Annotated in this window: 23 protein-coding genes; 12 read left to right on the plus strand and 11 right to left on the minus strand. The window is 60.0% G+C overall.

Translation table 11 applies throughout. The features are described 5' to 3' along the window. Positions 1-104: 104 nt before the first annotated feature. Entirely contained in the window at positions 105-983 is an 879-nt protein-coding gene (pdxY, locus tag RTH74_RS11915; RefSeq protein ID WP_316914790.1) for a pyridoxal kinase PdxY, read from the minus strand. A 261-nt stretch (positions 984-1,244) separates the two neighbouring features. Here pdxY and RTH74_RS11920 point away from each other — a divergent pair, with 261 nt between their 5' ends. The 5 genes from RTH74_RS11920 (at position 1,245) to RTH74_RS11940 (ending at position 5,596) form a co-directional block, all read left to right on the plus strand. Continuing rightward, entirely contained in the window at positions 1,245-1,547 is a 303-nt protein-coding gene (locus RTH74_RS11920) for an ArsR/SmtB family transcription factor (RefSeq protein ID WP_017676662.1), read from the plus strand. Between the two features lie 155 nt (positions 1,548-1,702). Next, positions 1,703-2,677, plus strand: coding sequence for a zinc-dependent alcohol dehydrogenase family protein (locus RTH74_RS11925; RefSeq protein WP_316914791.1), 975 nt, complete (start codon positions 1,703-1,705; stop codon positions 2,675-2,677). 44 nt (positions 2,678-2,721) lie between these two features. Beyond that, the gene (locus RTH74_RS11930) at positions 2,722-3,060 is read left to right on the plus strand and encodes an antibiotic biosynthesis monooxygenase family protein (RefSeq protein WP_296235890.1); all 339 of its coding nucleotides are present in this window, start codon (positions 2,722-2,724) and stop codon (positions 3,058-3,060) included. A gap of 182 nt (positions 3,061-3,242) precedes the next feature. Continuing rightward, positions 3,243-3,509, plus strand: coding sequence for a DUF2790 domain-containing protein (locus RTH74_RS11935; protein WP_099524529.1), 267 nt, complete (start codon positions 3,243-3,245; stop codon positions 3,507-3,509). A gap of 182 nt (positions 3,510-3,691) precedes the next feature. Further along, positions 3,692-5,596: a patatin-like phospholipase family protein gene (locus RTH74_RS11940; protein ID WP_316914792.1), complete on the plus strand. Its 1,905-nt coding sequence runs from the start codon at positions 3,692-3,694 to the stop codon at positions 5,594-5,596. Positions 5,597-5,625: 29 nt separating this feature from the next. Here RTH74_RS11940 and RTH74_RS11945 read toward each other — a convergent pair whose 3' ends face one another. The 5 genes from RTH74_RS11945 to RTH74_RS11965 all read right to left on the minus strand — a co-directional run bounded on the left by RTH74_RS11945 (position 5,626) and on the right by RTH74_RS11965 (position 10,552). Continuing rightward, positions 5,626-6,642 carry an ABC transporter substrate-binding protein gene (locus RTH74_RS11945; RefSeq protein WP_316914793.1) on the minus strand — a complete coding sequence of 339 codons (1,017 nt, stop codon included), beginning with the start codon at positions 6,640-6,642 and terminating at the stop codon, positions 5,626-5,628. A gap of 162 nt (positions 6,643-6,804) precedes the next feature. Beyond that, positions 6,805-7,671 (minus strand): ABC transporter permease, encoded by an 867-nt coding sequence (locus tag RTH74_RS11950; RefSeq protein ID WP_143503941.1) that lies wholly within the window; start codon positions 7,669-7,671, stop codon positions 6,805-6,807. A gap of 12 nt (positions 7,672-7,683) precedes the next feature. Further along, positions 7,684-8,559, minus strand: coding sequence for an ABC transporter ATP-binding protein (locus tag RTH74_RS11955; RefSeq protein WP_316914794.1), 876 nt, complete (start codon positions 8,557-8,559; stop codon positions 7,684-7,686). 5 nt (positions 8,560-8,564) lie between these two features. Continuing rightward, positions 8,565-9,608, minus strand: a complete 1,044-nt coding sequence (locus RTH74_RS11960; protein ID WP_316914795.1) for an ABC transporter substrate-binding protein — start codon at positions 9,606-9,608, stop codon at positions 8,565-8,567. A gap of 53 nt (positions 9,609-9,661) precedes the next feature. After that, on the minus strand, positions 9,662-10,552 hold the full coding sequence (locus RTH74_RS11965; RefSeq protein WP_316914796.1) for a TauD/TfdA family dioxygenase: 891 nt from the start codon (positions 10,550-10,552) through the stop codon (positions 9,662-9,664). Positions 10,553-11,358: 806 nt separating this feature from the next. Between RTH74_RS11965 and RTH74_RS11970 the strand changes: the two genes are divergently transcribed. From RTH74_RS11970 to RTH74_RS11980, 3 genes are all read left to right on the plus strand, one after another. Beyond that, positions 11,359-12,465, plus strand: a complete 1,107-nt coding sequence (locus RTH74_RS11970; RefSeq protein ID WP_316914797.1) for a hypothetical protein — start codon at positions 11,359-11,361, stop codon at positions 12,463-12,465. Positions 12,466-12,669: 204 nt separating this feature from the next. Next, the gene (locus RTH74_RS11975; protein ID WP_316914798.1) at positions 12,670-13,281 is read left to right on the plus strand and encodes a hypothetical protein; all 612 of its coding nucleotides are present in this window, start codon (positions 12,670-12,672) and stop codon (positions 13,279-13,281) included. Between the two features lie 247 nt (positions 13,282-13,528). Continuing rightward, positions 13,529-14,899, plus strand: coding sequence for an IS1182 family transposase (locus tag RTH74_RS11980; RefSeq protein ID WP_316914799.1), 1,371 nt, complete (start codon positions 13,529-13,531; stop codon positions 14,897-14,899). A gap of 204 nt (positions 14,900-15,103) precedes the next feature. On the opposite strand, the gene RTH74_RS11985 is transcribed toward RTH74_RS11980, so the two are convergent. Together RTH74_RS11985 and RTH74_RS11990 are read right to left on the minus strand one after the other, a co-directional pair. Beyond that, positions 15,104-16,264: a GGDEF domain-containing protein gene (locus tag RTH74_RS11985; protein WP_316914800.1), complete on the minus strand. Its 1,161-nt coding sequence runs from the start codon at positions 16,262-16,264 to the stop codon at positions 15,104-15,106. A 364-nt stretch (positions 16,265-16,628) separates the two neighbouring features. Continuing rightward, positions 16,629-17,411, minus strand: a complete 783-nt coding sequence (locus RTH74_RS11990; RefSeq protein WP_316914825.1) for a MetQ/NlpA family ABC transporter substrate-binding protein — start codon at positions 17,409-17,411, stop codon at positions 16,629-16,631. 224 nt (positions 17,412-17,635) lie between these two features. Here RTH74_RS11990 and RTH74_RS11995 point away from each other — a divergent pair, with 224 nt between their 5' ends. From RTH74_RS11995 to tcyN, 4 genes are all read left to right on the plus strand, one after another. After that, entirely contained in the window at positions 17,636-18,628 is a 993-nt protein-coding gene (locus RTH74_RS11995) for a D-cysteine desulfhydrase (protein WP_316914801.1), read from the plus strand. An 83-nt stretch (positions 18,629-18,711) separates the two neighbouring features. Further along, positions 18,712-19,509, plus strand: coding sequence for a cystine ABC transporter substrate-binding protein (tcyJ, locus tag RTH74_RS12000; protein ID WP_316914802.1), 798 nt, complete (start codon positions 18,712-18,714; stop codon positions 19,507-19,509). Then, positions 19,506-20,174 (plus strand): cystine ABC transporter permease, encoded by a 669-nt coding sequence (tcyL, locus tag RTH74_RS12005; protein WP_045735909.1) that lies wholly within the window; start codon positions 19,506-19,508, stop codon positions 20,172-20,174. The genes tcyJ and tcyL overlap by 4 nt, the downstream gene beginning before the upstream one ends. Next, the gene (gene tcyN, locus RTH74_RS12010) at positions 20,174-20,929 is read left to right on the plus strand and encodes an L-cystine ABC transporter ATP-binding protein TcyN (protein ID WP_316914803.1); all 756 of its coding nucleotides are present in this window, start codon (positions 20,174-20,176) and stop codon (positions 20,927-20,929) included. The genes tcyL and tcyN overlap by 1 nt, the downstream gene beginning before the upstream one ends. A gap of 151 nt (positions 20,930-21,080) precedes the next feature. On the opposite strand, the gene RTH74_RS12015 is transcribed toward tcyN, so the two are convergent. The 3 genes from RTH74_RS12015 to RTH74_RS12025 form a co-directional block, all read right to left on the minus strand. Beyond that, a complete protein-coding gene (locus tag RTH74_RS12015; RefSeq protein WP_099524553.1) occupies positions 21,081-21,563 on the minus strand; it encodes a phosphatidylglycerophosphatase A in 483 nt (160 codons plus the stop codon). A gap of 181 nt (positions 21,564-21,744) precedes the next feature. Beyond that, positions 21,745-22,761: a CNNM domain-containing protein gene (locus tag RTH74_RS12020; RefSeq protein WP_017676643.1), complete on the minus strand. Its 1,017-nt coding sequence runs from the start codon at positions 22,759-22,761 to the stop codon at positions 21,745-21,747. Continuing rightward, complete coding sequence (locus RTH74_RS12025; protein ID WP_316914804.1) at positions 22,758-24,131, minus strand: hemolysin family protein; 1,374 nt, start codon at positions 24,129-24,131, stop codon at positions 22,758-22,760. Before RTH74_RS12025 ends, RTH74_RS12020 begins: the two co-directional genes overlap by 4 nt. Between the last annotated feature and the right edge of the window lie 60 nt (positions 24,132-24,191).

Below are 24,191 nucleotides of genomic sequence, written 5' to 3' on the forward strand. Positions count from 1 at the left end.
CCGGTAACTGGCTGGCCGGGGCCGGGCTTAAGCGTTGAAGCTAATAGCTCCAACCATACTTCAATCGTTTGCAGGCTGCCTGCCTCGCCTATATTTGAGGACTGTTAGCCCATGAAAAGCTGGCTGGCTCCAAAGCGCTTACCCGGCGCCACGATCTGCTCCTGCGCGGCCACCAGCGGCAGATCGCGCGCGCCTTCGGCGGTCTGCTCAACCAGTGCGTAGAGCGTCGCCGTGGCCAATTCCAATGCCTGCGGCAGCGCCTGTCCGGCCAACAGCCGGCCCAGCAGCGTGGCCGAGAACACATCGCCCATGCCATTGGGCAATGGGTGCAGCGCCAGGCGCGGGGTGGTCACTAGCCACGCGCCCTCGCCGTTGACCGCCAGCGTACCCAGCTCGCTGTCAGGAATATCCGGCGTGGCCAGGCTGGTGACGATCACCACATCCGGGCCACGGCCGCGCAACTGCCGAGCGATCTTCACCGCTTCCTGCAGATTGGCCGGCTTCGAGCCGGTGAGCAGCTCGAACTCGAACTGGTTAGGCGTGATGATATTGGCGAAGGGAATCGCCTGGTCGCGCAGGAAATCGGGAATCGCCGGGTTGACGAACACGCCGCGCCCGACGTCGCCCATCACCGGGTCGCACAGGTAGCGAACCGCCGGGTTGTGTTGGCGAATCTCACCTACCGCCTCGAGAATCACCCGCCCGGTATCAGCATCGCCCAGATAACCGGAAAGCACCGCCGACAGCCGCGGCAGAACACCGCGTTCACGCAGCCCGAGCAGCACCTCGCGCACATGCTCCGCGCCGAACACCTGACCGCGAAACTGGCCGTAGCCGGTGTGATTGGAGAACTGCACGTTGTGGATCGGCAGCACCTCGAAGCCCAGCCGCTGCAATGGGAAAACCGCAGCAGCATTGCCGACATGGCCCCAGGCAACGTGCGACTGAATGGACAAGACGAGGGGCGGTAGCGTGGCGCTCATGACGGTCTCTGCTGGCTGCGTATGACAAGGCGCAGATTATTCGCCAAGCTGCCTGGGCGCACCACTACCTCTTCAAGCGCCGAGCTGCTGGAGACGGAGCCTGGCGGCTGAGTTAAATCGCAACAGCTTGCACGCCTCAGGCAAGCCAGAGATTTGAGGTGCGCTACCAAGACTTGCTGAAAACTCTACTCGAGCCGGGTGCGCGACGAACGGCAGATATAGGAATTGACATATCGGAAAATCTCGATATTATCGCCACCCATGGACCTGATCAATGTATTCAAAGCCCTCTCGAATCCCACCCGCCTTGGCATCCTCAAGGGGCTGAAGGATCCGGTGAAGAACTTTCCTCCGCAAGATGAAGGGGACGTTCATACCGTGGGCGTGTGCGTCAGCAGTATTCAGGAAGGTGTCGGTCTGTCGCAGTCGACGGTGTCCGATTACCTCGCGACGTTGCAACGGGTCGGTCTGGTCGAAGTCCGCCGGGTTGGTCAGTGGACCTACTACAAACGCAATGAAGCCAATATCCGTGCCCTGGCCGAGCTCATTGGCAAGGAGCTGTAATTTTTTGACCCAATATATCGATATTTCTCGATATCCCTTTTAACCGAAACGAGAACTGACAATGGAGAGACCCTAGGCACAGTCGCGTAAATTTTTTTGCATCACTATATCGAAAATTCCCTATATCCCTTTTTCCAGAAACAAGGAACCACACAATGAAAGCGCAAATTCTCAAATCCTTTGGCGGCCCGAACGCGTTTGAACTGAGCGAAGTGGCCAAACCCGTACCGCAGGCAGGGCAAGTTCTGGTGCGGGTTCACGCAACCTCCATCAACCCGCTGGACTACCAGGTACGCCGTGGCGACTACGTCGATTACGTTCCCCTCCCCGCCATTACCGGGCATGACGTATCCGGCGTGGTCGAAGCGGTCGGCCCAGGTGTGACCAGCTTCGTGCCAGGCGATGAGGTCTGGTACACCACGCAGATTTTCGAAGGTGACGGCAGTTACGCCGAGTACCACGTTGCGTCCGAAAGCATCATCGGCAAGAAGCCGGCATCGCTGAGCCACCTCGAGGCAGCAAGCCTGACGCTGGTAGGCGGGACGGTCTGGGAAGCACTGATCGGGCGTGTATCGCTGCGGGTCGGGGAAAGCATTCTGATCCACGGCGGTGCGGGTGGCGTCGGCCATGTCGCGATCCAGGTGGCAAAAGCCATTGGCGCCCGAGTATTCACCACCGTGCGTGAAGAGAACTTCGAATTCTCCCGGGGCCTGGGTGCCGACGTAGTCATCGACTACGAACAAGAGGATTACGTGGACGCCATCCTGCGGGAAACCGATGGCCAAGGCGTGGATGTGATCTTCGACACCATCGGCGGCGACACCTTGACCCGTAGCCCCGATGCACTCGCCCAACTGGGCCGTGTGGTTTCGATCGTCGACATCGCCAAGCCGCAAAATCTGATTCAGGCCTGGGGTAAGAACGCCAGCTACCACTTCGTCTTCACCCGCCAGAACCGCGGCAAGCTCGATGAGCTGAAGGCATTGGTCGAGCGCGGTCAACTGCGCCCCCATATTGGCGCGGTCTATTCGCTTGCTGACATTGCAAGCGCGCACGCCCTGCTGGAAACGCCCAACAACGGTCTTCGCGGCAAAGTCGCAATTGCCGTCGAGCCCTCACTCGTCCCGTAAGTACACAGGCTCAACTACCAAACTGATTCCAGAGGAATACCGTAATGATTTATGAAATTGCAGTACTGCCTGTTCACAGTGCACAGATTGAACAGTTCAAACAGGCATTTGCCGACGTGGTTCATTTGCTAGAACGCGCCAAGGGTTATCACGGCCATATGTTCGCGCAAGGCGTCGAAAGTCCCGAGACCTTCAACCTGATCGTGCGCTGGGCTTCACTTGAGGACCACTCACCGGGTTTCGAAGCAAGTGACGACCATCAGACTTTCATGCAGGGCCTGGAGGAATACTTCTCGCAAGAGCCGACTGTCTACCACATTCAGGAGGCTGCTTTTACCCATGGAAACAATCAGGCCTTCGATATTGCTACGCCAAAAGCTTAAGTCTGCAGCACTGACGTGGGCACTGCTTCTGGCCGCAATCTGATCTGACAGTTTTGCAATACAAGGCTGTCAGATCAACTTCCCTAAACACCATTCCATCGCTTGCTCCAATAGTGAGTTGGCAACCGAGCTCAACTCTCGCGGAGGCATTCGACATTAATTTCGCATTCCGGAGTTTAAAAATGATCATCAAACATGCAAAAAACCTGGCAACTATTTCAATTACCAGCCTGGCCATACTTCTATCCAGCAATGCACTCGCTGAAAGTCACGCCACCACTTACAAGTATGGATTGAAACTTGATATAGCCAAAGTTCTATCCATCTCGAAACCCAAAACCCATACCTGCAAGCCGGTCGATCATCTGATGAAATACATCGACTCGGCTGGAACCATCCAGACCCTGAAATTCAGGGCTCTCTCTGATGCATGCAGCAAAGGGCACTGACATAACGCCAGTGGCGCCAGGGATGGCAAGCAGCCGTTAAAATGAGCAACTGCGTACAACTTAGCGATCAACGCCTATGTAGCCGCTCATTCTTGGCAATCGCTCGCAATACTGGCATATAGCCGCACGAGCCGCGTTATCATGCCCGCGCCAGCGTTCGGCATGAGCACAAGGAGCAGTAGATGAGCGATTCGCGCCAGGCGGCGTTTGCCCGGGAATGCGACCTGATCATGAAAGGCGGCATCACCAGTGGCATCGTCTACCCGCTGGCTATTACCGAGATCGCCAAGGCGTTTCGTCTGCGCAGCATCGGCGGCACCAGTGCCGGCGCCATCGCTGCAGCGGCAGCAGCTGCGGCCGAGCTGGGCCGCCAGCGCTATCAGCAGGGTGAGTTGAGCAACGACCCGGCCGGCTTCGCGACAATCGAACGGCTGCCCCAACACCTCTGCGTGCCCGCCGCCAATGGCCATGGCACCAAGCTGCTGGCGCTGTTCAAGCCGGCCCCGGCAGTACGCCCCCTGTTCGATACCTTTATCGCCATTCTCGAGGCCAAGGGAAAAGGCTCCTGGGCGCGGTTGTTAGCGCCATTGAAAGTCATGCTCCTGCGCCACAAGCTCGCTGCCCTGGTCGGCGCTCTGCTGGCAGGCGGGCCGCTGTGGTGGAGCGCCATCAATAGCGCCAGCGCCCTGGTCTGGCTCTGGGTGCTGCTGTTCACCGCACTGGGTGGCGTCGCAGCCGTGCTCGGACGCATGGCCATGGTGGCATTGCGCGAATTGCCGGCGAGCGGTTTCGGCCTGTGCAGCGGCATGCCAACGGCCGATGACGACGCCCCGGATGAAGCTCTGACCACCTGGCTGGCCCAGTACTTCGACCAGCTCAGCGGCCAACCCGACTACTGCGCCGGACAGGCCGACGCTATCGAATGCGAGCGCCCCCTGACCTTCGGCGATCTGCGTCGCCATGGCATCGACCTGCAAGTGATGACCACCTGCCTGAGCATGGCGCGACCGTTCCGCCTGCCCTTTCGTGACGATGACAAGGTGCGCGAGAACAACCAGTTCCACTTCCGCCAGGAGGAATTCTCACGGCTATTCCCTCAGCGCGTGGTGGCCTGGATGCGCGCTCACCAGCGTCCCGGCACTGACCGTGACGACGGCTACCTGCGCCTGCCGCTGCCTGACGACCTGCCGGTGATCGTCGCCGTGCGCATGAGCCTGAGTTTTCCCCTGCTGCTCAGCGCCGTGCCGCTGCATGCCGTGGACTATCGCAAGAGCGCGAAGAAGCTGGAGCGCTGCTGGTTCACCGATGGCGGCATCAGCTCCAACTTTCCTATCCACTTCTTCGATGCCGCGCTGCCCAGGCGCCCCACCTTCGGCCTCGACCTGGGTCCAACCGATGGCGCCGACGAACAACGCGTGCGCTTCCCGCGCAACAATGGCGATGCGCGGCTTGCCTACTGGCGCCGCTTCCCGCAGAAGGGCCTGCCCGCCCTGCGCGGCTTCCTCGCCCTGCTGAGCAACGTTGCCAAGGACTGGAACCACGAAACCCTGTCGCTGATGCCCGGCTTTCGCGACCGTATCGGCCTGATCCAGCTGACCCGCGAAGAAGGCGGCCTCAACCTGACCATGCCCACCGAGCGCATCGAACGGCTGACCCGTTACGGACGTGAAGCCGGCCAGCAGTTCGTCCTGCGCTTCGGCGACCCGCAGCACTGGCTACCTGGCGCCCAGGCATCGCCGATGAACTGGGAGAACCACCAGATCATCCGCCTGCGCCTGCAACTGGCCAGCGTCGCTGAACAACTACAGAGCCTGGAAAGAGCCTGCCGCGAACTGCACGGCACCGAGCAGGACTACCAGCGCTTCTTCAGCGCCGATGCCAGGCGCTACAGCTACCCCTTCAAAGGCCTGCATGACCTGGAGCAGGACCCGGATACCGGCCTGTATCGCACCCAGGCCGGCCTGGCGCAGGCCATGCTGGGCAAGCTGCGGGAGATCGCCCAGATGATCGAACAGCACCCGGACGGTCATCCGGCGATCGACGCCCCCAAACCCACGCCTGAACTCAAGCTGCGGCCGCGCCTGTAAGGCGCCAGCAAACGACAAGGCTGGGGTGATCAACTACCCGGATGGGCATAGGCCTCTTCGAAGAAATAATCCTTCCAGGACGCCGCCTTGTTCTTCAGCACACCCAGCTCATGCAGCTTCTCGGCATAGATGAAAGTGCGCTGCGGCGAGATGCTGAAGTCGTTTTCCGGGTCCTCGATGATCTTCTTCACGAAGTCCAGCGGCAGCTTGGAGTTCTCCACGCGAATGTACGTCTCGGCGGCTGCGGCCTTGTCGGCCTTAATGATCTGCTCGGCTTCCACCAGCGCGTCATAGAAGGCCTTGTAGGTTTTGGGCTTCTCGTCGTGGAATTTCTCGGTGGCGTAGAGCACGTTGAACGTGGCCTGGCCGCCGAGGATGTCGTAGCTGCTGATCAGCTTGTGAACCTTGGGGTTCTCCAGCGCCTGATACTGGAACGGCGGGCTGGAGAAATGCGCGGTGATTTCCGAGCCGCCCTTGATCAGCGCCGCAGTGGCGTCCGGATGCGGCAGGCTGACGGAGATATTGTCGAAGCGTTGGAAGTCATCCTTGCCATAGCGCTTGGCGGCCTCGAGCTGCAGAGTACGCGACTGGAAGCCGACACCGGCTGCCGGCACGGCAAGACGATCCTTCTCGGAAAGATCGTCCAGCGACTTGACGTCTTCACGGTTGCTCAACACATAGCCCGGCAATGAGCCCAACGCCGCCACCGCTTTTACGTTCTGCCGCCCATGGGTGCGATCCCATACGGTGAGCATCGGCGGCACACCCGCCGAGACCACGTCGATGGCGCCGGCCAGCAGCGCCTCGTTCATCGCGGTCGCGCCGGAAATGGTGCGCCACTCGACGTCGATCTTGTCCAGGCCCTGGGCCTTGGCGTGCTTCTCGATCAGTTGCTGGTCCTTGACCACGTGCAGCACTAAGTAACCGATGCCGAACTGCTGAGCGATGCTGATCTTGCCTTCGGCCTGCGCAGCCAGCGGAGTTGCCAATGCGCCGAGCAGGCCCAGTGCGGCGGCCAGACGGCCAAATGTGAAGGTGTTGGTCATGGTCGTTTCTCGTTATGTGATCAGTGAATTGGTCTTGTAGGGTGGGCCTGCGGCGATCCGCTTCAGGCTTGTAGGGTGGGCTTCAGCCCACCAACGGTACGTCCAATTGGTGGGCTAAAACGGATCGCCGCCCGGCCCACCCTAAGGAGTGATAAATCGCTTTCAACGCTGCATCCCCCAGCGCTTGACGGTCACCCGCTCCACCGTGGCGAACACCAGGTTCTCCACCAGCAGGCCGATCAGAATCACCGCTGCCAGGCCGGCGAAGACCTTGTCGGTGTACAGCTCGTTGCGGTTCTGGAAGATGTACCAGCCCAGGCCGCCCTTGCCGCTGGAGGCGCCGAACACCAGTTCGGCGGCGATCAGGGTGCGCCAGGCGAAGGCCCAGCCGATCTTCAGGCCCGAGAGGATCGACGGCAGCGCCGCCGGAATCAGGATGAACAGCACGAAACGCAGGCCCCTGAGGCCGTAGTTGCGCCCGGCCATGCGCTGGGTCTCGGAGACGCCGAGAAAGCCGGCGTAGGTATTCAGCGCCAGCGCCCAGAGCACCGAATGCACCAGCACGAAGATCAGGCTGTTCTCGCCCAGGCCGAACCACAACAGCGACAGCGGCAGCAGCGCGATGGCCGGCAGCGGGTTGAACATCGAGGTCAGCGTCGACAGCAGGTCGCGCCCCAGTTGGGTCGACACCGCCAGGGTGGTGAGCAGGAAGGCCAGGCCGATGCCGAGCAGATAGCCCTTGATCAGCACTGACAGCGAAATCGCCACCTTCTCCAGCAGTTCGCCACTGCCGATGCCTTCGGCGAAGGCCTTGGCCGTCTGCACGAAGCTGGGCAGCAGCAGGTCGTTGCCCTGATAACGTGCCGCCAGCTCCCAGATCAGCGCCAACACCAGCAGGATCAGCGTCTTGCGCAGCCAGCCCTGTTGCCACAGACGCTGCAGTAAGGGCAGCTCACGTTCCAGCTTGAGATCCGGCAGCGGCTGCAGAGCAATTTCGTAATCGTCTCGGCGTGCGGGGGAAAGACTCATGGTGCACGCTCCTCAGTAGGCAATGCGGATGTCATGGAAGCCCAGCTCGGCAGCGGCGCGTGCGCCCTCCTCGCTGTCCTCCTCGAACAACAGGTGATGGATGCGTTGCGCGGTCTGCTGGAACGCTGTACCACCCAGGCTGTGCAGGTCGAACTGATGGCTGCCCACCTCCGCCCGCACCCGCCCCGGATGTGGCGACAGCAGCAGAATGCGGTTGCCGACGATCAGCGCCTCTTCGATCGAATGGGTGACGAACAGCAAGGTGAAGCGCACCTCATCCCACAGTTGCAGCAGCTCCTCCTGCATCTTGCGGCGGGTCAGGGCGTCGAGCGCGGCGAACGGCTCGTCCATCAGCAGGATCTTCGGCTGCATGGCCAGCGCCCGGGCAATCGCCACGCGCGCCTTCATGCCGCCGGACAGGGTGTGCGGGTAGGCGTCGGCGAAGGCGGCCAGGCCGACCTTCTCCAGATAGTGCAGCGCCCGTTCTTCGGCCTCGCGACGGCCCAAGGTGCGCGACGCCAACAGCGGGAACATGACGTTCTGCTTCACCGTCTTCCATGCCGGCAACTGGTCGAACTCCTGAAACACCACGATGCGGTCAGGGCCAGGCTCGCGCACCTCGGCGCCATCGAGGCGGATGCTGCCGCCAATCGGCTCGATGAAACCGGCGACGGCCTTGAGCAGCGTGGACTTACCACAGCCCGAAGGGCCAAGCAGCACGAAACGATCGGAGCGATCCACCTCGAAGCTGACTTCGTGGGTGGCACGCACCACGCGCTGCGGAGTGCGATATTCGAGGCTGACCTTGTTCACCTGTAAAACGGTGTCGAAAGCCGTGACGGTTGACTGTGGGTTGCTGGCCGTGTGGCCTTGAAAAGGGGCATTCATGGGGTTCAGCTTCCTTGGCCGATGGCGGGGTCTTCGAAGAAGTAGTCCTGCCAGGAGGTGGGCTTGTTCTTGATCGCGCCGACGCGCTGGAGGAATTCGGCCAACGGGTAGGTGTTGGTGGGCGTCACGCTGAACTGGAATTGCTCGTTGTCGATGATCTTCAGTAGATCCTCACGGCTGATCTTGGCGCCGGTCACGCGGATGTAGGTGTCGGCGGCCGCGCCCTTGTCGTTCTGAGCGAAGTCGGCAGCCTCGGCCAGAGCAGCGACGAAGGCCTTGTAAGTCTTGGGGTTGTCGTTGCGGAATTTCTCGGTGGCATAGAGCACGGTCGGCGAGTTCGGGCCGAGCAGCTCGTAGGTGTCGAGCACCACATGCACGCTGGGGTTCTCCAGCGCCTGGTTCTGGAACGGCGGGTTGGAGAAATGCCCGGTCAGCTCGGTACCGCCAGACAGCAGCGAGGCGGTGGCATCCGGGTGCGGCAGCGCCACGGTGTACTTGTCGAGGCGGTAGAACGCCTTGTCGCCCCACTGCTTGGCGGCGGCGTACTGGAGGAAACGTGACTGCACCGAAACGCCTACCGCCGGCACGGCGATGCGATCCTTTTCGGTGAAATCGGCGATGGTCTTGACCTTGGGATTGTTGCTCAGCAGGTAGTACGGGAAGTTGCCCAGCGAAGCCACGCCCTTGACGTTCTGCTTGCCGTGGGTGCGATCCCAGACGGTGAGCAACGGGCCAATGCCGGCACCCGCGATATCGATGGCGCCGGACAGCAGCGCATCGTTGATCGCCGCGCCGCCGGAGAGTTGTTGCCAGTCGACCTTGATGTCCAGACCATCGGCCTTACCGTGCTTCTCGATCAACTGCTGGTCACGCACCACGTTGAGCAACAGATAAACGATGCCGAACTGCTCGGCGATGCGAATCTGCCCCTCGGCATGCGCTGCCTGAGGCGCCGCCAGCGAGCCTGCCAGCAGGCTCAGTGACAGACCGATACCACTGGCCAGCCAGCCAAAACGTGGAATGAAAGGAAAACGTTTGCCTAGAGACATGGTGTGACTCCATTCGGATGCAAGCGAAAAGGAAAATAGGGTGTTGCGGTCAATCAGAACGGGATGTCGCCCTGGATCGTCGTGCGGTGCATGCGCCGGCGCAGGTGGCTCGGGCAGCCCGTGGCCAGGTGGACCAGCGCGCGGTTATCCCAGAACACCATGTCGTGTGGCTGCCACTGGTGGCGGTATATGAACTCGGGTTTGGCGCTGTGCGCGTAGAGCTCAGCGAGGATCTGCCGGCTCTCGTCCTCGGGAACGTCGAGAATATGGGTGGTGAAGTTCTCGTTGACGAACAGGGCCTTGCGCCCGGTTTCCGGGTGAGTGCGCACCACCGGGTGAACCACCGACTTGACCTCGGCCAGTTGCGCCTCGGTCAGGGTCGGGCGACGGATGCCGGCGAATACTTCATCGGCATAGCGGGCCGTGTAGGAATGCGCAGCGCGCTTGCCTTCGATGGCCTGGCGCAATTCGGCTGGCAGGGTTTCATAAGCCAGTTGCTGGCTGGCGAACAGCGTATCGCCGCCCTCCTCCGGCAGCTCCTGCGCCAGCAGCATCGAGCCCAGGCTGGGGAATTCCTTGTAGGACAGATCCGAATGCCAGAACTTGCCGGCATCGCCCAGACCGATCGGCTGACCGTTCTCGATGATGTTGGAGATGATGAAAATCTCCGGGTGATCGGCCAGCAGAAACTGCTTGAGCACGTGGATCTGCAGCGGGCCGAAACGGCGGCTGAAGTCGATCTGCTGCTCGGGCGTGATGCGCTGGTCACGGAATACCAGCAAGGCGTGATCGAGGTGAGCGCGATGGACACGAGCGAAGTCTTCATCGCTGAGCGGCCGGGTCAGATCAAGACCGATGATCTCGGCGCCAACGGGCGCATCGAAGGGGCGAACCTCGAATGACTGTGCCGACGCCGCGGTGGTGGTATGGGCTACTGCCGACATAGAAAACTCCATGCAAAGGCGCCAATCGGCGCATCACTTTGACCGGCCGAGGGTTCGGCCATGTGTTCAGTGCGGCGCGCCGATTGGTCGGCAGGTACGCATGGAGCAGAACTCTATAGGTATAAGAAAATTATTTTAAATACCGAATAAGCATATTCATATGACCCGCCAGCGAGTCGCGCCATCAGCCGTCACGCTCGCCGTCGCTATCAGGTGCTTCGCCGGTCGGGCAGTAGCTTGCGTTAGGCAAGAAACCGGTGAATCAACCGCGAATAGCAGGCTTCGCCTTGTAGAAAGTTCTCGTTAAGAGGGGGCTGCTATGGGCCAATAGCGGAAGTTGCAAGCGCATTAAATAAATCTGTCCCCTTTTCGGTCTTTAAATACCGAATAAGCATATTCATATGACCCGCCAGCGAGTCGCGCCATCAGCCGTCACGCTCGCCGTCGCTATCAGGTGCTTCGCCGGTCGGGCAGTAGCTTGCGTTAGGCAAGAAACCGGTGAATCAACCGCGAATAGCAGGCTTCGCCTTGTAGAAAGTTCTCGTTAAGAGGGGGCTGCTATGGGCCAATAGCGGAAGTTGCAAGCGCATTAAATAAATCTGTCCCCTTTTCGGTCTGATCAAAAATGACAAGCTCTGAACTGGAGAGCCGATACCTTCAACAAAACGCCTAAGTCGAACCCGGCCCGCCTCGGCAATGAGTAAACGTTATACGATAGGCTTTAAGCGCGATAGAGATGGGGCTCTTCGGCTCAGCGCTTGGGCATGATCGTCGCGCGACCACTTGCTATCGGACGCTAATGGTAAATGGAACCTCAAATCTACATTCGAGAGCTGAACATCCAACTCACCTACCTGTTCGGCTATGCGCGAAAAATCAATGAAATTGATACCGCGGCAGCTTTGTTTAGTGAGTTCCGTGGGATGCAGGATGCTGGTTGGAGCACGGTCGCCACAGCTCATGAGGTGTTCCACGAATTGAAGGCACTTGGATCGAAGGGCGCACCGCTGAATCGGGCAGAGCTTCGTCAGGTGCTCTGCCTCTACGCACAGTTATCAGAGGCTGGCGGAGTTTACGAGGGGCTGCTGAACATTCTGCAGATCCCGCAATTGAAGGCCTACAATCTCTGGCCTTTTCAAGACCTCGTACGCATCCGCCCAACACCCCGAGCAGTGATAGGCCCCAACGCCAATGCAATGTTCCGGCGTCTCGCGAAAGCCGCTACCGAGATTGGGATGACCGGCCTCGCACGTCTGCTGGAACTCGCTTTCCGGGACGATATTCGAAATGCCATGGCGCACGCAGACTACATACTGGTACCGGATGGGTTGCGGTTGCGGCGAAGAAATGGCGGTCACCCAATGGTCGTATCCAATGCCGAACTGGTGGCCTCCTTACAGACCGCACTGTATTTCTTCGAACTCCTCCAAACCTTTCAACAGGAAACGGCAGAGTCATTTCGTCCCGCCCGAACCATCGTCGGTCGGTTCAGCGAGAACCCTCCTATGCCTTGGAAGATCGAATTGACAGACGACGGGAGGTTCTTGATCTCTAGCGACGCCGCCGGCTTGCAAGTCGATGCCGCCTACGAGCGGCAGAAACGGATCAACGACCGCCTGGGCGGGCGAATGGTGACGGCTTATGTCGCCCCTGGAATGGATACCTCAGCTGCGCTCCTGACGGAAATCTCCGCGACTGGTTTTGAGGTTTTGATAGTTGGTCTCGAGAGCGCTGAGCAGTTCGCTACCCTCGTTGCTGAGGTGGAAGAGCACGGACTGTGGAACCCTGCACCCAAAGCAGAGAAAGCCGACAAGGCGCTGCTCATGGCTACTCCTCTCGGGTTTCGGTGGATTTCCACTGGGGCCGAGTTCCAGGCATGGCTTCCAGTTGTCGATGAGGTTGAAATCGCCTGATTTGCTCTGTGCCCGACTGTGGTGTTGATCGGTAGTCTCGGTACCTCTTTGCTCAAAGTCGACACATAGCTGCCGCTGGCGACAGGCAAAAACGGGCAGAAGCAGACACCGGGTTGACTCTTAATCCCTACAGATAACAGCATGCAGGGTTCCAGCCTATACAGGTCGATGTCTGGAGTTTTTGTTGTTAGCCAAGGATGAGAAATGGACATTCACTCTCAGGACATAGCAGAAGAGTTGGAGGATGAAGGCAGTGATCTAGTCTTCCCTGAGCCTGCGCCCCGTAGCTTGGCCGCCAGTGCGCACCTCTTGGATTCGGGGCGAGATCAGAATTATCAGGTCACTTACAGCCTTGCCACTGACCAGCAGATCAAAGGGCTTTTTCGTCGGAAAAGGCCAGTAGGGGATTTGTTGCAGCCTTCGAATTTCCTCGGTCGTCCTTGTTATGAACTATGGACTAAGGGTTCGCTGGCCGGCGTTGCTGTACTTGGTTTCTCGGGCATGGAGTTCCCTGACGAAATCTATCTAACGGTTACGCTAGAAGCGATATATCTCGCCAATAGCAGTCGTGGTACGGGACTGGTTTACTCTTTCCTAGAAGATGTGGCCGAAGCGGCATACCAAGTTGCGACAGCGCCTCTTATCGGGCCTGGTCGCGCGTTGCCCAGCAAGCTTGTCAACGTGATCATTACGGCCGAACTGCATTCAGAGGGTGGGCAAAATGCCGTTAGAGCGCTGGGTGATTCGCTTTCATGGATGTTCTCGCTAAGTGGGTTCCCGTCTCTACAGGTCGCTGTCGAGGACAGCAATTTCTAGAGCACCAGGCGCGATAAACTGACTCCAACAGGGGCGTATAAATCATGCATAGCTTGTTGTTGGGTAACGGCATCAATCGAGTCGCGCTGCAGCGAAAAGGGGACATAGCGAAAAGGGGACTAGCGAAAAGGGGACAGATTTATTTACTGGGTTGACTGTCCGCTTCTGGCCGATTGTGTTGAAAAAGTAGCGACCTCCCCGTGCCGCCGGCAGAATCACTCTGTTGGTGAGCGCAGGGGCGAACAGCATGATGGGACAGCTACCGGGTGGACAGCAGCGCCTGTTCTACTCGTTCAATCTGGAAGGCCACGTTCCGTCCCAACACCTCTTGCGCAGCATCGACCAGTGCCTGGATCTCAGCGATCTGCGTGCACATCTGGCCGACTTCTACAGCCCCATTGGACGCCCCTCGATCGACCCTGAGTTGATGGTGCGCATGCTGGTCGTTGGCTACTGCTACGGCATCCGCTCCGAGCGACGACTATGCGAAGAGGTGCATTTAAATCTGGCCTATCGCTGGTTCTGCCGGCTGGGTCTGGAAGACGAAGTACCCAATCACTCGACCTTCTCGAAGAATCGCCACGGCCGTTTCCGTGACAGCGGCCTGTTCCGTTGGTTGTTCAATGAGGTGCTGCGCCGCTGCATGGCGGCTGGCCTGGTCAAAGGTGAAGGCTTCGCTGTAGACGCCAGCATCATCAAGGCGGATGCCAGCCGGCAACGTGGAGTGGCGGGAGATGAAGTCGATTGGCGTGATCCTGCGCTCAGCAGCCGCGCTGTGCGCGAGTATCTTGAAGCCCTTGATGAAGAGGCGTTGGCTGAAGCTCTTCCCAAGAAAATTTCGCTCACCGATCCGCTGTCCCGTTGGACAGCAGCGCCAGGCGGCCCAGCCTTCTTTGCCTACTCCACGAATTACCTGATCGATACTGAGCATGGCGTGATCATGGATGTGGAAGCAACTCCGGCGCATCGTACCGCCGAGGTCGATTCGACCAGGACAATGGTCGATCGCGTTGAAGCGCAGTTCGACATCACGCCGGAACGCCTCATCGGTGATACCGCCTATGGCACTGCCCCGATGCTGGCCTGGATGGTCGAAGAAAAGAATATCGACCCGCATATCCCAGTCTGGGACAAGACCGAGCGCAAAGACGACAGCCTCTCCAGTAACGACTTCCACTGGAATCCGGAGGCCAATGAATACCACTGCCCAACCGGCAAACCGCTACGCAGTGAATGGCGCGCCTTCACCCAGAAAAGATCGCGGGTGACCAAGGCCAACACCATCATCTATCGCTCTAGTCAAACCGACTGCGCCACCTGTCCGCTGAAAGCGAAGTGCTGCCCTAACACACCGAATCGGAAAATCGTCCGCAGCATCCATGAAGCTGCCCGTGACGTGGCCCGACGCATCGCCAAGACACCGGAATACCTTGTCTCTCGTTGCGAACGGAAGAAGGTAGAGATGCTTTTCGCCCACCTCAAACGGATCATGAAACTCGACCGTTTACGATTGCGTGGCCTGACAGGTGCCGCTGACGAATTCACCTTGGCTGCGACGGTGCAGAACCTGCGCCGCATGGCCAAGCTTTTGCCTCAAGGGCCACCGCTCACGGGATAGGTGCGCCTGCGGCGAGCAGAAACCCTCGAATTAACCCTCAGACCTGGGCAAGGAAGCTCAGTGAAACGCCGAAAGGCAACTTGAAGTGGCTTGCAGCCACTTCAACAGCAGGCACCGTTGACCAGTTGGCTGCCGCAGAACCTAGTTTTTCAACAGAATCGGCCGAAAGCAGTCATTAAAGCCTGTAAACCTGCCCTAACCGCTCTACTCTCCCGCCCACTCCACCCGGTTCCGCCCTTGCGTCTTCCCTCGATAAAGGGCGGCATCCGCCTGCTGCAGAAACTCATCGAACGCCTGCGCGCTGTTGAATTCATGCGAAACGCCAAGGGTCGCCGTACAGCGAATCGGCTCACTCAGACCTGCGCCAGCCACTTGGCTGTGTTCGATCGCTGCCCGCGTGCGCTCTGCCAACTGCAGGGCGCCGGCGCTATCGGTGTCCAGAGCGATAACCACGAATTCCTCACCGCCCAAGCGGCAGACCAGGTCGCCCTGGCGTGCAGTGGCCTTGAGAATTTCGGCAACACGAGTCAGGACGAGATCACCAACATTGTGGCCGTGGGTGTCGTTGATGCTTTTGAAGTGGTCGATATCCACGATCAGCAAATACGCCGGGCCAGCCGTGCGCGAGCGGAAGTGGGCGTCCAGGGCATCCATCAGCCCGCGCCGGTTCAGCAGTTGGGTCAGCGGGTCGTGCGCAGCCAGGTTGCGCAGTTCATCGGTAAGCCGGCGCAACACCAGCCACACGGCGCTGGGCGGCAGCACCGTCGCCAGGAACGACATGTAGAGATAGAAAACCTTCTGGAAGCCGCTGCCCATATCGAGTGCCGCCAGGCCACCCTTGAGGATCATTGCGAACTTCATGGCGTTGAGGATGCAGATGCCGCCTATCAGCACGGCGAACACCAGCATCTCGACGCGCAGATCCCGGGCGAAGGTTCGCCGGCCGTAGAGCACCGCTACCGTCATGGCCAGAAACAGCGAGGCACAGGCCGCAGCCAGCATGGCGTGACGGGCTTCGGTTCCCAGTAGCCATTGCACCAGCAGTTGCAACAGCGTGTAGCTGGCTACCAAGGTGAGCAACGGACCCAGCACCGGCGTCGGCCGCTCGAAAAAGCGCATGGCACCCAGCACATAGACGACAGGAGCACTGAGCGTCAGCGTGTGGTTGATAACGCTCACCAGCCCCTCATCCGGTGGGCCGCCGAACAACTGCAGGATGTAGGCAAGGCCCAGCAACAGGTTGCCCAGCGCGAAGACTTCCATGCCCATCTTCTTGCCATTCAGCCGGGTGCTGATCAGCAGGAACATCACGGAAAAACACAGCAGGTACACGCAGAGCATGCCGAGGATGACGGTAGTGACCATGGTTCGCGCAAGTTGAGGGATGGCAACGGGAGCCTAGCACTGGGTGGCGCACAGCGGCGCCCTCGCCTCTCTACGTTGCAGAGGCTGTTTGCATGGCATTTCAAACCCGCGAATCGTAGGCATATGGCGCTGGGAAGGCAATTTGCCATTTATGCCTATAGAGGCAGCCTCGCGGCGCTGATCTACCGCGCAAAAAAAGAACGCCGAGTCGGCTAGGCCGGCTCGGCGTAAACGCAAACCCGTTTGCACAGGTTTACTACCGTGATCGACGGTGAGCGGCTGGGCGCTACGCGCCCATGATGGAGGCCTCTCGGTGCGCGCAGCGCACCCTACTTGGCAACAAGCGCTCAGCAGAGGGAACGACTCAGAAAGCCGGCAGTACCGCGCCTTCATAACGTTTTTCGATGAAGGCTTTCACTTGCGGGCTGGTCAGCGCGGCGGAGAGTTTCTTGATCGCCTCGCTGTCCTGATTGTCCGGGCGGGCCACCAGGTAGTTGACGTAGGGCGAATCGCTGCCTTCGATCACCAGCGCGTCGCGCTTGGGATTGAGCCTGGCCTCCAGCGCATAGTTGGTGTTGATCAGCGCCAGGTCGACCTGATTCAGTACGCGCGGCACGGTGGCTGCCTCCAGCTCGCGGAACTTGAAGTTGCGCGGGTTATCGGCGATGTCACGCGGCAGTGCCTGGGCGCTGTTGGGATCCTTGAGGGTCAGCAGGCCAGCCTTCTGCAGCAGGAGCAGCGCACGGCCGCTGGTGCTGACTTCGTTGGGGATGGCAATGGTGGCGCCGTTCGGCAGTTCATCGAGGGACTTGTACTTGGTCGAATAAGCGCCGAAGGGTTCGACGTGTACGCCCTGCACGATCACCAGCTCGGTCCCGCGCTGCGCATTGAAGGTGTCCAGGTACGGCTTGGTCTGGAAGTAGTTGGCATCCAGGTTCTTCTGGCTCACCTGCAGGTTGGGTTGAACGTAGTCGGTGAAGACCTTGATATCCAGATCCACGCCTTGCTTGGCCAGCTCGGGTTTGATCAGCTCGAGAATTTCGGCATGCGGTACCGGCGTGGCGGCGACGCTAAGCTTTTCGCCAGCGTGGGCCAGGGAGGCAGTCAGGGCAGCGGCCAGAGCGCTCAACAGCAGGGTCTTCTTCATGATGTCCTTGTTCTCGGTCTGTGGCACCGGCTGGATCAGCAGTCCGGCGCGTTTGGCAGGCGCCCGGCGGATATGACGGGCTGGGCGCAACAGTACGAAGAAAGACTTATTCCATAAAATAATTATTAATTATTTTCTTATACTCAAAATAATCTTCCGCTTCCGCTTGTGAGCCCAGCCTGCTCCCGCCTAGAGTGAAAAGCCTTCGCTCCCTGGAGGCTCCCATGCTCACCGCCGCCCTCGCCCGCTTCCCCCGCCTGCAGCTGATTCCTCAGGCCACCGCTCTGCAGCATCTGCCGCGCCTGTCCCAACACCTGGGCCGCGATATCTGGATCAAACGCGACGACCTCACCCCGTTGGCGCTCGGCGGCAACAAGGCGCGCAAGCTCGAATATCTCGCCGCCGATGCGCAGGCCAAGGGTGCCAACATACTGGTGACCGCCGGCGCCATCCAGTCCAACCACGTACGACAAACCGCAGCGGTCGCTGCGCAACTCGGCCTGGGCTGCCTGGCCATGCTGGAAAACCCCATCGACAGCCAGAGCGACGACTACCTGAGCAATGGCAATCGACTGCTACTGGACCTGTTCGGTGCCGAGGCGGAAAACGTCGCGACTCTGGATAACGCCGATCAGTTACTGGAGGCAGCCTGCCAACGCCTCAAGGCAGCCGGGCGCCGTCCATACCTGGTGCCCGTCGGCGGCTCCAATGCTCTGGGCGCACTCGGCTACGTGCGTGGCGGTCTGGAGCTGGCCGAGCAGATCGCTGCCAGCGGCCAGGACTTCGCTGCCGTGGTGCTGGCCTCCGGCAGCGCCGGCACGCACGCCGGGCTGGCCCTCGCGCTGGAAAGTGCGCGCCCTGGCACACGTGTGATCGGTGTCACCGTTTCGCGCAGCGAGGCCGCACAAAAGCCCAAGGTCGAGGGTCTACTCCAGCGCACTGCTGAACTGTTGGAGGTTGAAGTGCCGCGCGGACTGAACCTGGAACTATGGGACGCCTATTTCGTCCCGCGCTACGGCGAAGCCAACGCCGCCGGCCTCGAGGCAATCAGCCTGCTGGCGCGCCTGGAAGCGATCCTGCTCGACCCGGTCTACACTGGCAAAGCCTTCGCCGGGCTGCTCGATGGCCTGAAGCATGGCGCCTTCCCGGGCAACGGGCCGCTGCTGTTCCTGCACACGGGCGGCTCACCAGCCCTCTTCGCTTACAAACAAAATTGAATATATGGATAATTTTTAATTATTTAACGGAATAAATATTTCCACCTAGAGTGGCGCCACCTTCCCACTGACACGAGGTCACCATGACACTTTCCACCCTGCGTCGCCATTTCCTCTTCGGTAGTCTGGCCCTCGTTCTGGGCGCCAGTTTCAGCGCAGCAAGCTTTGCCGCTGACCTGCTCGATGACATCAAGTCCCGCGGCGCCATCAAGGTCGGCCTGGAAGGCACCTACCCACCCTTCAACTATCAAGACGCCAACGGCAAGCTGACCGGCTTCGAAGTCGAACTGGCCGAAGCGCTGGCCAAGGAACTGGGCGTCAAGGTCGAGTTCCAGCCGACCAAATGGGACGGCATCCTCGCCGCGCTGGAGTCCAAGCGTCTGGACGTGGTGATCAACCAGGTGACGATCTCCGACGAGCGCAAGAAGAAGTACGACTTTTCCACCCCCTACACCGTCTCCGGCATCCAGGCGCTGACCCGCAAGGCCGATGTCGACAGCATCAAGAGCGCCCAGGATCTGGCCGGCAAGAAGGTCGGCGTAGGCCTTGGCACCAACTACGAACAGTGGCTGAAAGACAACGTGCCTCAAGCCGACATCCGCACCTACGACGACGATCCCACCAAGTTCCAGGATCTCAACGTCGGTCGCATTGATGCTATTCTGGTAGATCGCCTCGCAGCCTTCGAAATGGTCGAGAAAACCGGTGGCCGCCTGGCCGTGGCCGGCGACGCCTTCTCCCGTCAGGAGGCCGGCATCGCGCTGCGCAAGGGTGACCCTGCCCTGCTCGCCGCCATCGACCAGGCGCTGGCCAAGCTGAGTGCCGACGGCACCCTCAAGCAACTGTCCGAGAAATGGTTCAAGGCTGACGTCACCCGATGATCGAGTCCGCCCTGCAGCTGGCTCTGGAGTCCGCGCCCTTTCTGCTCAAGGGCGCCTACTACACGGTCGTACTCAGCCTGGGCGGCATGTTCTTCGGCCTGCTGCTGGGCTTCGCCCTCGCCGTCGGACGCCTGTACGGGCCAGCGCCACTGCGCTGGCTCACCCGCCTTTACGTCTCCTTCTTTCGTGGCACGCCGCTGCTGGTGCAGCTGTTCCTGATCTACTACGGCCTGCCGCAGCTGGGCATTCAGCTCGACCCGTTGCCGGCCGCGCTGATCGGCTTCTCGCTGAACATGGCCGCCTACACCTCGGAGATTCTCCGTGCGGCCATCGCCTCGATCGACCGCGGTCAATGGGAAGCCGCCGCCAGCATCGGCATGAGCAAGACGCAGACGCTGTATCGGGCGATCTTGCCGCAGGCCGCGCGCACCGCCCTGCCGCCGTTGGGCAACAGCTTCATTTCGCTGGTCAAGGACACCGCCCTGGCCGCCACCATCCAGGTGCCGGAACTGTTCCGTCAGGCGCAGTTGATCACCGCGCGCACCTTCGAGATCTTCACCATGTACCTGGCAGCCGCGCTGATCTACTGGGCGCTGGCCAGCATCCTCGCGCACTTCCAGGCGCGCCTGGAAGCCAGGGTCAACCGGCACGAGCAGGACAACTGATGATTTCCGTGCGCAATCTGCGAAAAGCCTTCGGCAGCAACGAAGTACTCAAGGGCATCGACCTGGATGTGGCCGCTGGCGAAGTGGTCGCCATTATCGGCCCCAGCGGCTCGGGCAAGACCACCCTGCTGCGCTGCCTCAACCTGCTTGAGCAACCCAGCGCCGGACAGATCACCGTGGGCGATATCCATATCGATGCGGATAAACCGCTCAAGGGCCAGCAGAAGCTGATCCGCCAACTGCGCCAGCAGGCCGGCTTCGTATTCCAGAACTTCAACCTGTTCCCCCACCGCACGGCACTGGAAAACGTCATCGAAGGCCCGGTGCAGGTGAAGAAGGAGCCGCGCGAAGCGGCCCTCGCCCATGCCCGCGCCCTGCTCGCCAAGGTGGGCCTGAGCGGCAAGGAAGACGCCTACCCCAAGCGCCTATCCGGCGGCCAGCAACAGCGCGTGGCCATCGCCCGTGCCCTGGCCATGCGCCCGCAGGTGATCCTCTTCGACGAACCCACCTCGGCCCTCGACCCCGAGCTGGTGGGCGAAGTGCTGACCACCATCCGTGATCTGGCCGAAGAAAAACGCACCATGATCATCGTCACCCACGAGATGGCCTTCGCCCGCGACGTGGCAGATCGGGCGATCTTCATCGACCAGGGGCACATCGTCGAACAGGGCCCGGCCAAGACCCTGTTTACCGAGCCCCAACATGAACGCACGCGACAGTTTCTCAGCAAGTTTCTGCTCGACCGCTCGCTTTAGTCAGTCGTAGCGTCGGTGAATATGTCCAGAAGTTGGTGGCGGAACCGGCTGAGGTGAGAGTGGGAGCAAGCGAATTTTTCTCGGGCCGCTTAAGGCCAGAGGAGGTCATATTGTTAACGATACGGGCGGATGCGATAGGCTCTCTTTGAGCTCATATGGCCTGTTTTTTACAGAACCACTGCCGTATACGAATAGCAACCGCGATCACGATCCAGGTGTAAAAAGCCGCCATTAGATCGTCGAGCACGATACCCACCCCACCGCCGACAGCTTCAAGAAGATTCAGCGGCGGTAATTTGAGGGCATCGAACAAGCGAAATAGTGCGAACGCTATCAGGAACATCCAGGGGCGGCGGATTGAAGCAAGCCCGATCATCGAGACCGGAAATACCAGGTACTCGTCTGCAACGATCTGTGGAATATCCCCGCCCCCTAACCACAGCGAAGCCCAATGGCAGAGCGGCACAGCCAGTGCCAGCAGTACCACCGCGATGAGAGCCTGGCGCCTCGGGGGATGACCCAATAACCACCAGGCCAGAGGCAAACCAAGCAACGATCCGAAGGTTCCGGGCATGAACGGTAGCTGGCCAAGACCGAAGCCCGTTGCTGCCTGTACCACCAAGGTTTCTATCATCGAAATCGCAGATCCATCTCATGCATCTGAACAGGCTGCAGGAGGGTTAGCCAGAGGTAGCTAACCCTCCTGTGCTGGAAGAACAACAAGCCAGAAGGTGTTGATGCATCAGGCTTCAGCAACGGCAAGCTCTGTCAGTACACGCCTGATCACATGAACACCTGGCTGACAGGAAAGCCGGCTAGGAGGCGGTCGCAAGAGGCAATATACGCTCCAGTATGTCCGCGAGCGTTACCACCCCTTTCAACTGCCCGTCTTGCATGACCACCGCAAGCTGAACGCTCGACTTACGCATGAGCGCCAGGGACTCATAGACCGGCGTTTTCGCGTCCAGAACGAAAACCTGGCGGGCGATTTCCCGCGCCGGACGCGTATCAGGCTCAAGCAGCGTGTCACGCAGATGAACGACCAGAGGCAGCTTGTCGCTGGCGCCAAGTATCAGGATACGCAGATGGCCTGACTGAGCAGCGATGGCACGTACATCCGCTACGGACGCATCAAACGTGACATGCACCGGGACAGCGCTACTCGTTACCAGCTCTTCGATCGGCAAGGTGCCGAGATCAATAAGGCTGGAAATCTGCTGCTGAAGGCCAGGCTGAAGCGTTCCGACCTCAGCTGAGTGCTCGACGAGTCTACGAATGGTGGCGATGTCCTGCCCGCCCACCGCAGCGCTCTCGACAGGCTCTACACCGGACGCCTTGACCAGACGGTTCGCAATCCGGTTGACCCACCTCATCAGGGGGCGCAACGGCCAGATGTAAGCGCGTGATATGAGCCCCACGGCAAGTGCCGAACGTTCCGGGTGTGCAATCGCCCAGGATTTCGGTGCCATCTCGCCAACGACCAAGTGCAGGAAGGTCACCACGAAGAGCGCGAGCGCGAAGGACGCACCACCCGCCGCCCACTCGGGCACGCCCCAGACGATCAGCAGCGGGCCGAGCCAGTTGTCGACAGCAGGCTTGGTCACGGCGCCCAGTGCGAAGGTACAGAACGTGATGCCCAGCTGAGCACCAGCCAGCATCAGGGTCAGGTCGTTCATGCCGCGCAACGCGGCGCGTGCAGAGCTGCTGGTAGGCGCCAGCTCTTCGAGACGGTGACGGCGCGCACCGAGCAACGCGAACTCGATGATGACGAAGATTGCGCTGAGCACGATGAGGGCAATGGTCACCAACGTGACGATCAGAGGATCATTCATTGCGCTTCCTCCTGCTTAATCGTCTCGACAAGCGTGACACGCACCTGCGTCGGTACATAGCGTTCAACCCGCAGCACCTCGATCACTAGCTGACGCGCCACGGGCAGATCGGAAACAAGCTCCGAGGGATCCTCAGGCAAGGTTATCGTCACGGTGTCGCCTTCGGCGGGCAAAGCCCCCAGCTCCGCGATCAACAGGCCTGCGATGGTTTCAACCTCTTCATGAGGTAGGTCATAGCCGAGCGCACGTTCGACTTCGTCCAGGTGCACATCGCCATCCATGATCCAGATGCCGTCACCGCCAGGCATGAGCGGATCGGCGTTATCTTCATCATGCTCATCGGTAATTTCGCCGACGATTTCCTCGGCGAGGTCCTCAAGAGTCAGTACACCCACGAAGCTGCCGTATTCATCGATGACGCAGGCCAGTTGGTTATTGGTCTGAATCAGTTCAGCAAGGGCATCCGGTAGTGCCATGAGGGTAGGCATAACCGTGGCCGGTCTCATCACCGACTCAACAGTATCTTCAGTATCCCCTGCTAATAGTCGCAACAGGACATCCGTGAGGTGAACAACGCCGACGGGGGTGTCCTCGTGGATGACGGGGTAACGGGTATGACCACTGGCCATGAGTTCGCGCAGTTTGACCAACGTCGTCTCAGGCGTGAGCCAGTCAACCTGTGACCGCGGAATCATGGCGTGTTCGACGTCCTGCTGGGGGAAGTCAAGAATGCGATCCAGCATCAGCGAGAGCTCTACAGGAAGGTCTCCGCTGTCACGCGAGTCAGAGATGATGCGCGGCAGGTCATCAGCCGAGACGCTTACATCCAGATCATGGACAGGCTCGATACGCAGCAGGTGCAGGAACAGGTTGGCCGACTTGTCGAAAAAGCCGATCAACCAACCGAATACCGTCAGGTAAATCAGGGTAGAGCGGGCAAGACCTCTGGCCAGAGGATCGGCATTGGCGATTGCCAGGTTCTTCGGATAGAGCTCGCCAAAAATCATCTGGATAATCGTGGCAACCACCAAGGCAAGCAGCGTACCGACGGTTACGCCAACTTCGGACGGAATGCCGACCCCGCCCAGCAGAACACCGAGCGACTGACCAACCAATGGTTCGGCCACGAAACCGACCATCAGGCCTGTCACGGTGATACCCAACTGGGCACCCGACAGCATGAAACTGGTTCGCTTCGTCACTTCAAGCGCGCGCTTGGCGGAGGCATCACCGTCGGCAGCCAGTACGGCAAGCCGCGTACGGTCGACGGCCATGTAGGCGAATTCCTGGGCGACGAAATAGCCGTTTGCCGCAATGATCGCCAGGATAACGAGGGTACCGAACAGGAGAGTGAGGGTCGGCTCGATCACCGCATCACCTCATCAGTTTTTGTTTCAGAAGAGCGCCTACAACCGCTGGGGCTTGATGTG

Origin of the sequence: Pseudomonas sp. zfem001 (genome assembly GCF_032621725.1) — a bacterium.
GTDB lineage: Bacteria > Pseudomonadota > Gammaproteobacteria > Pseudomonadales > Pseudomonadaceae > Aquipseudomonas > Aquipseudomonas sediminis.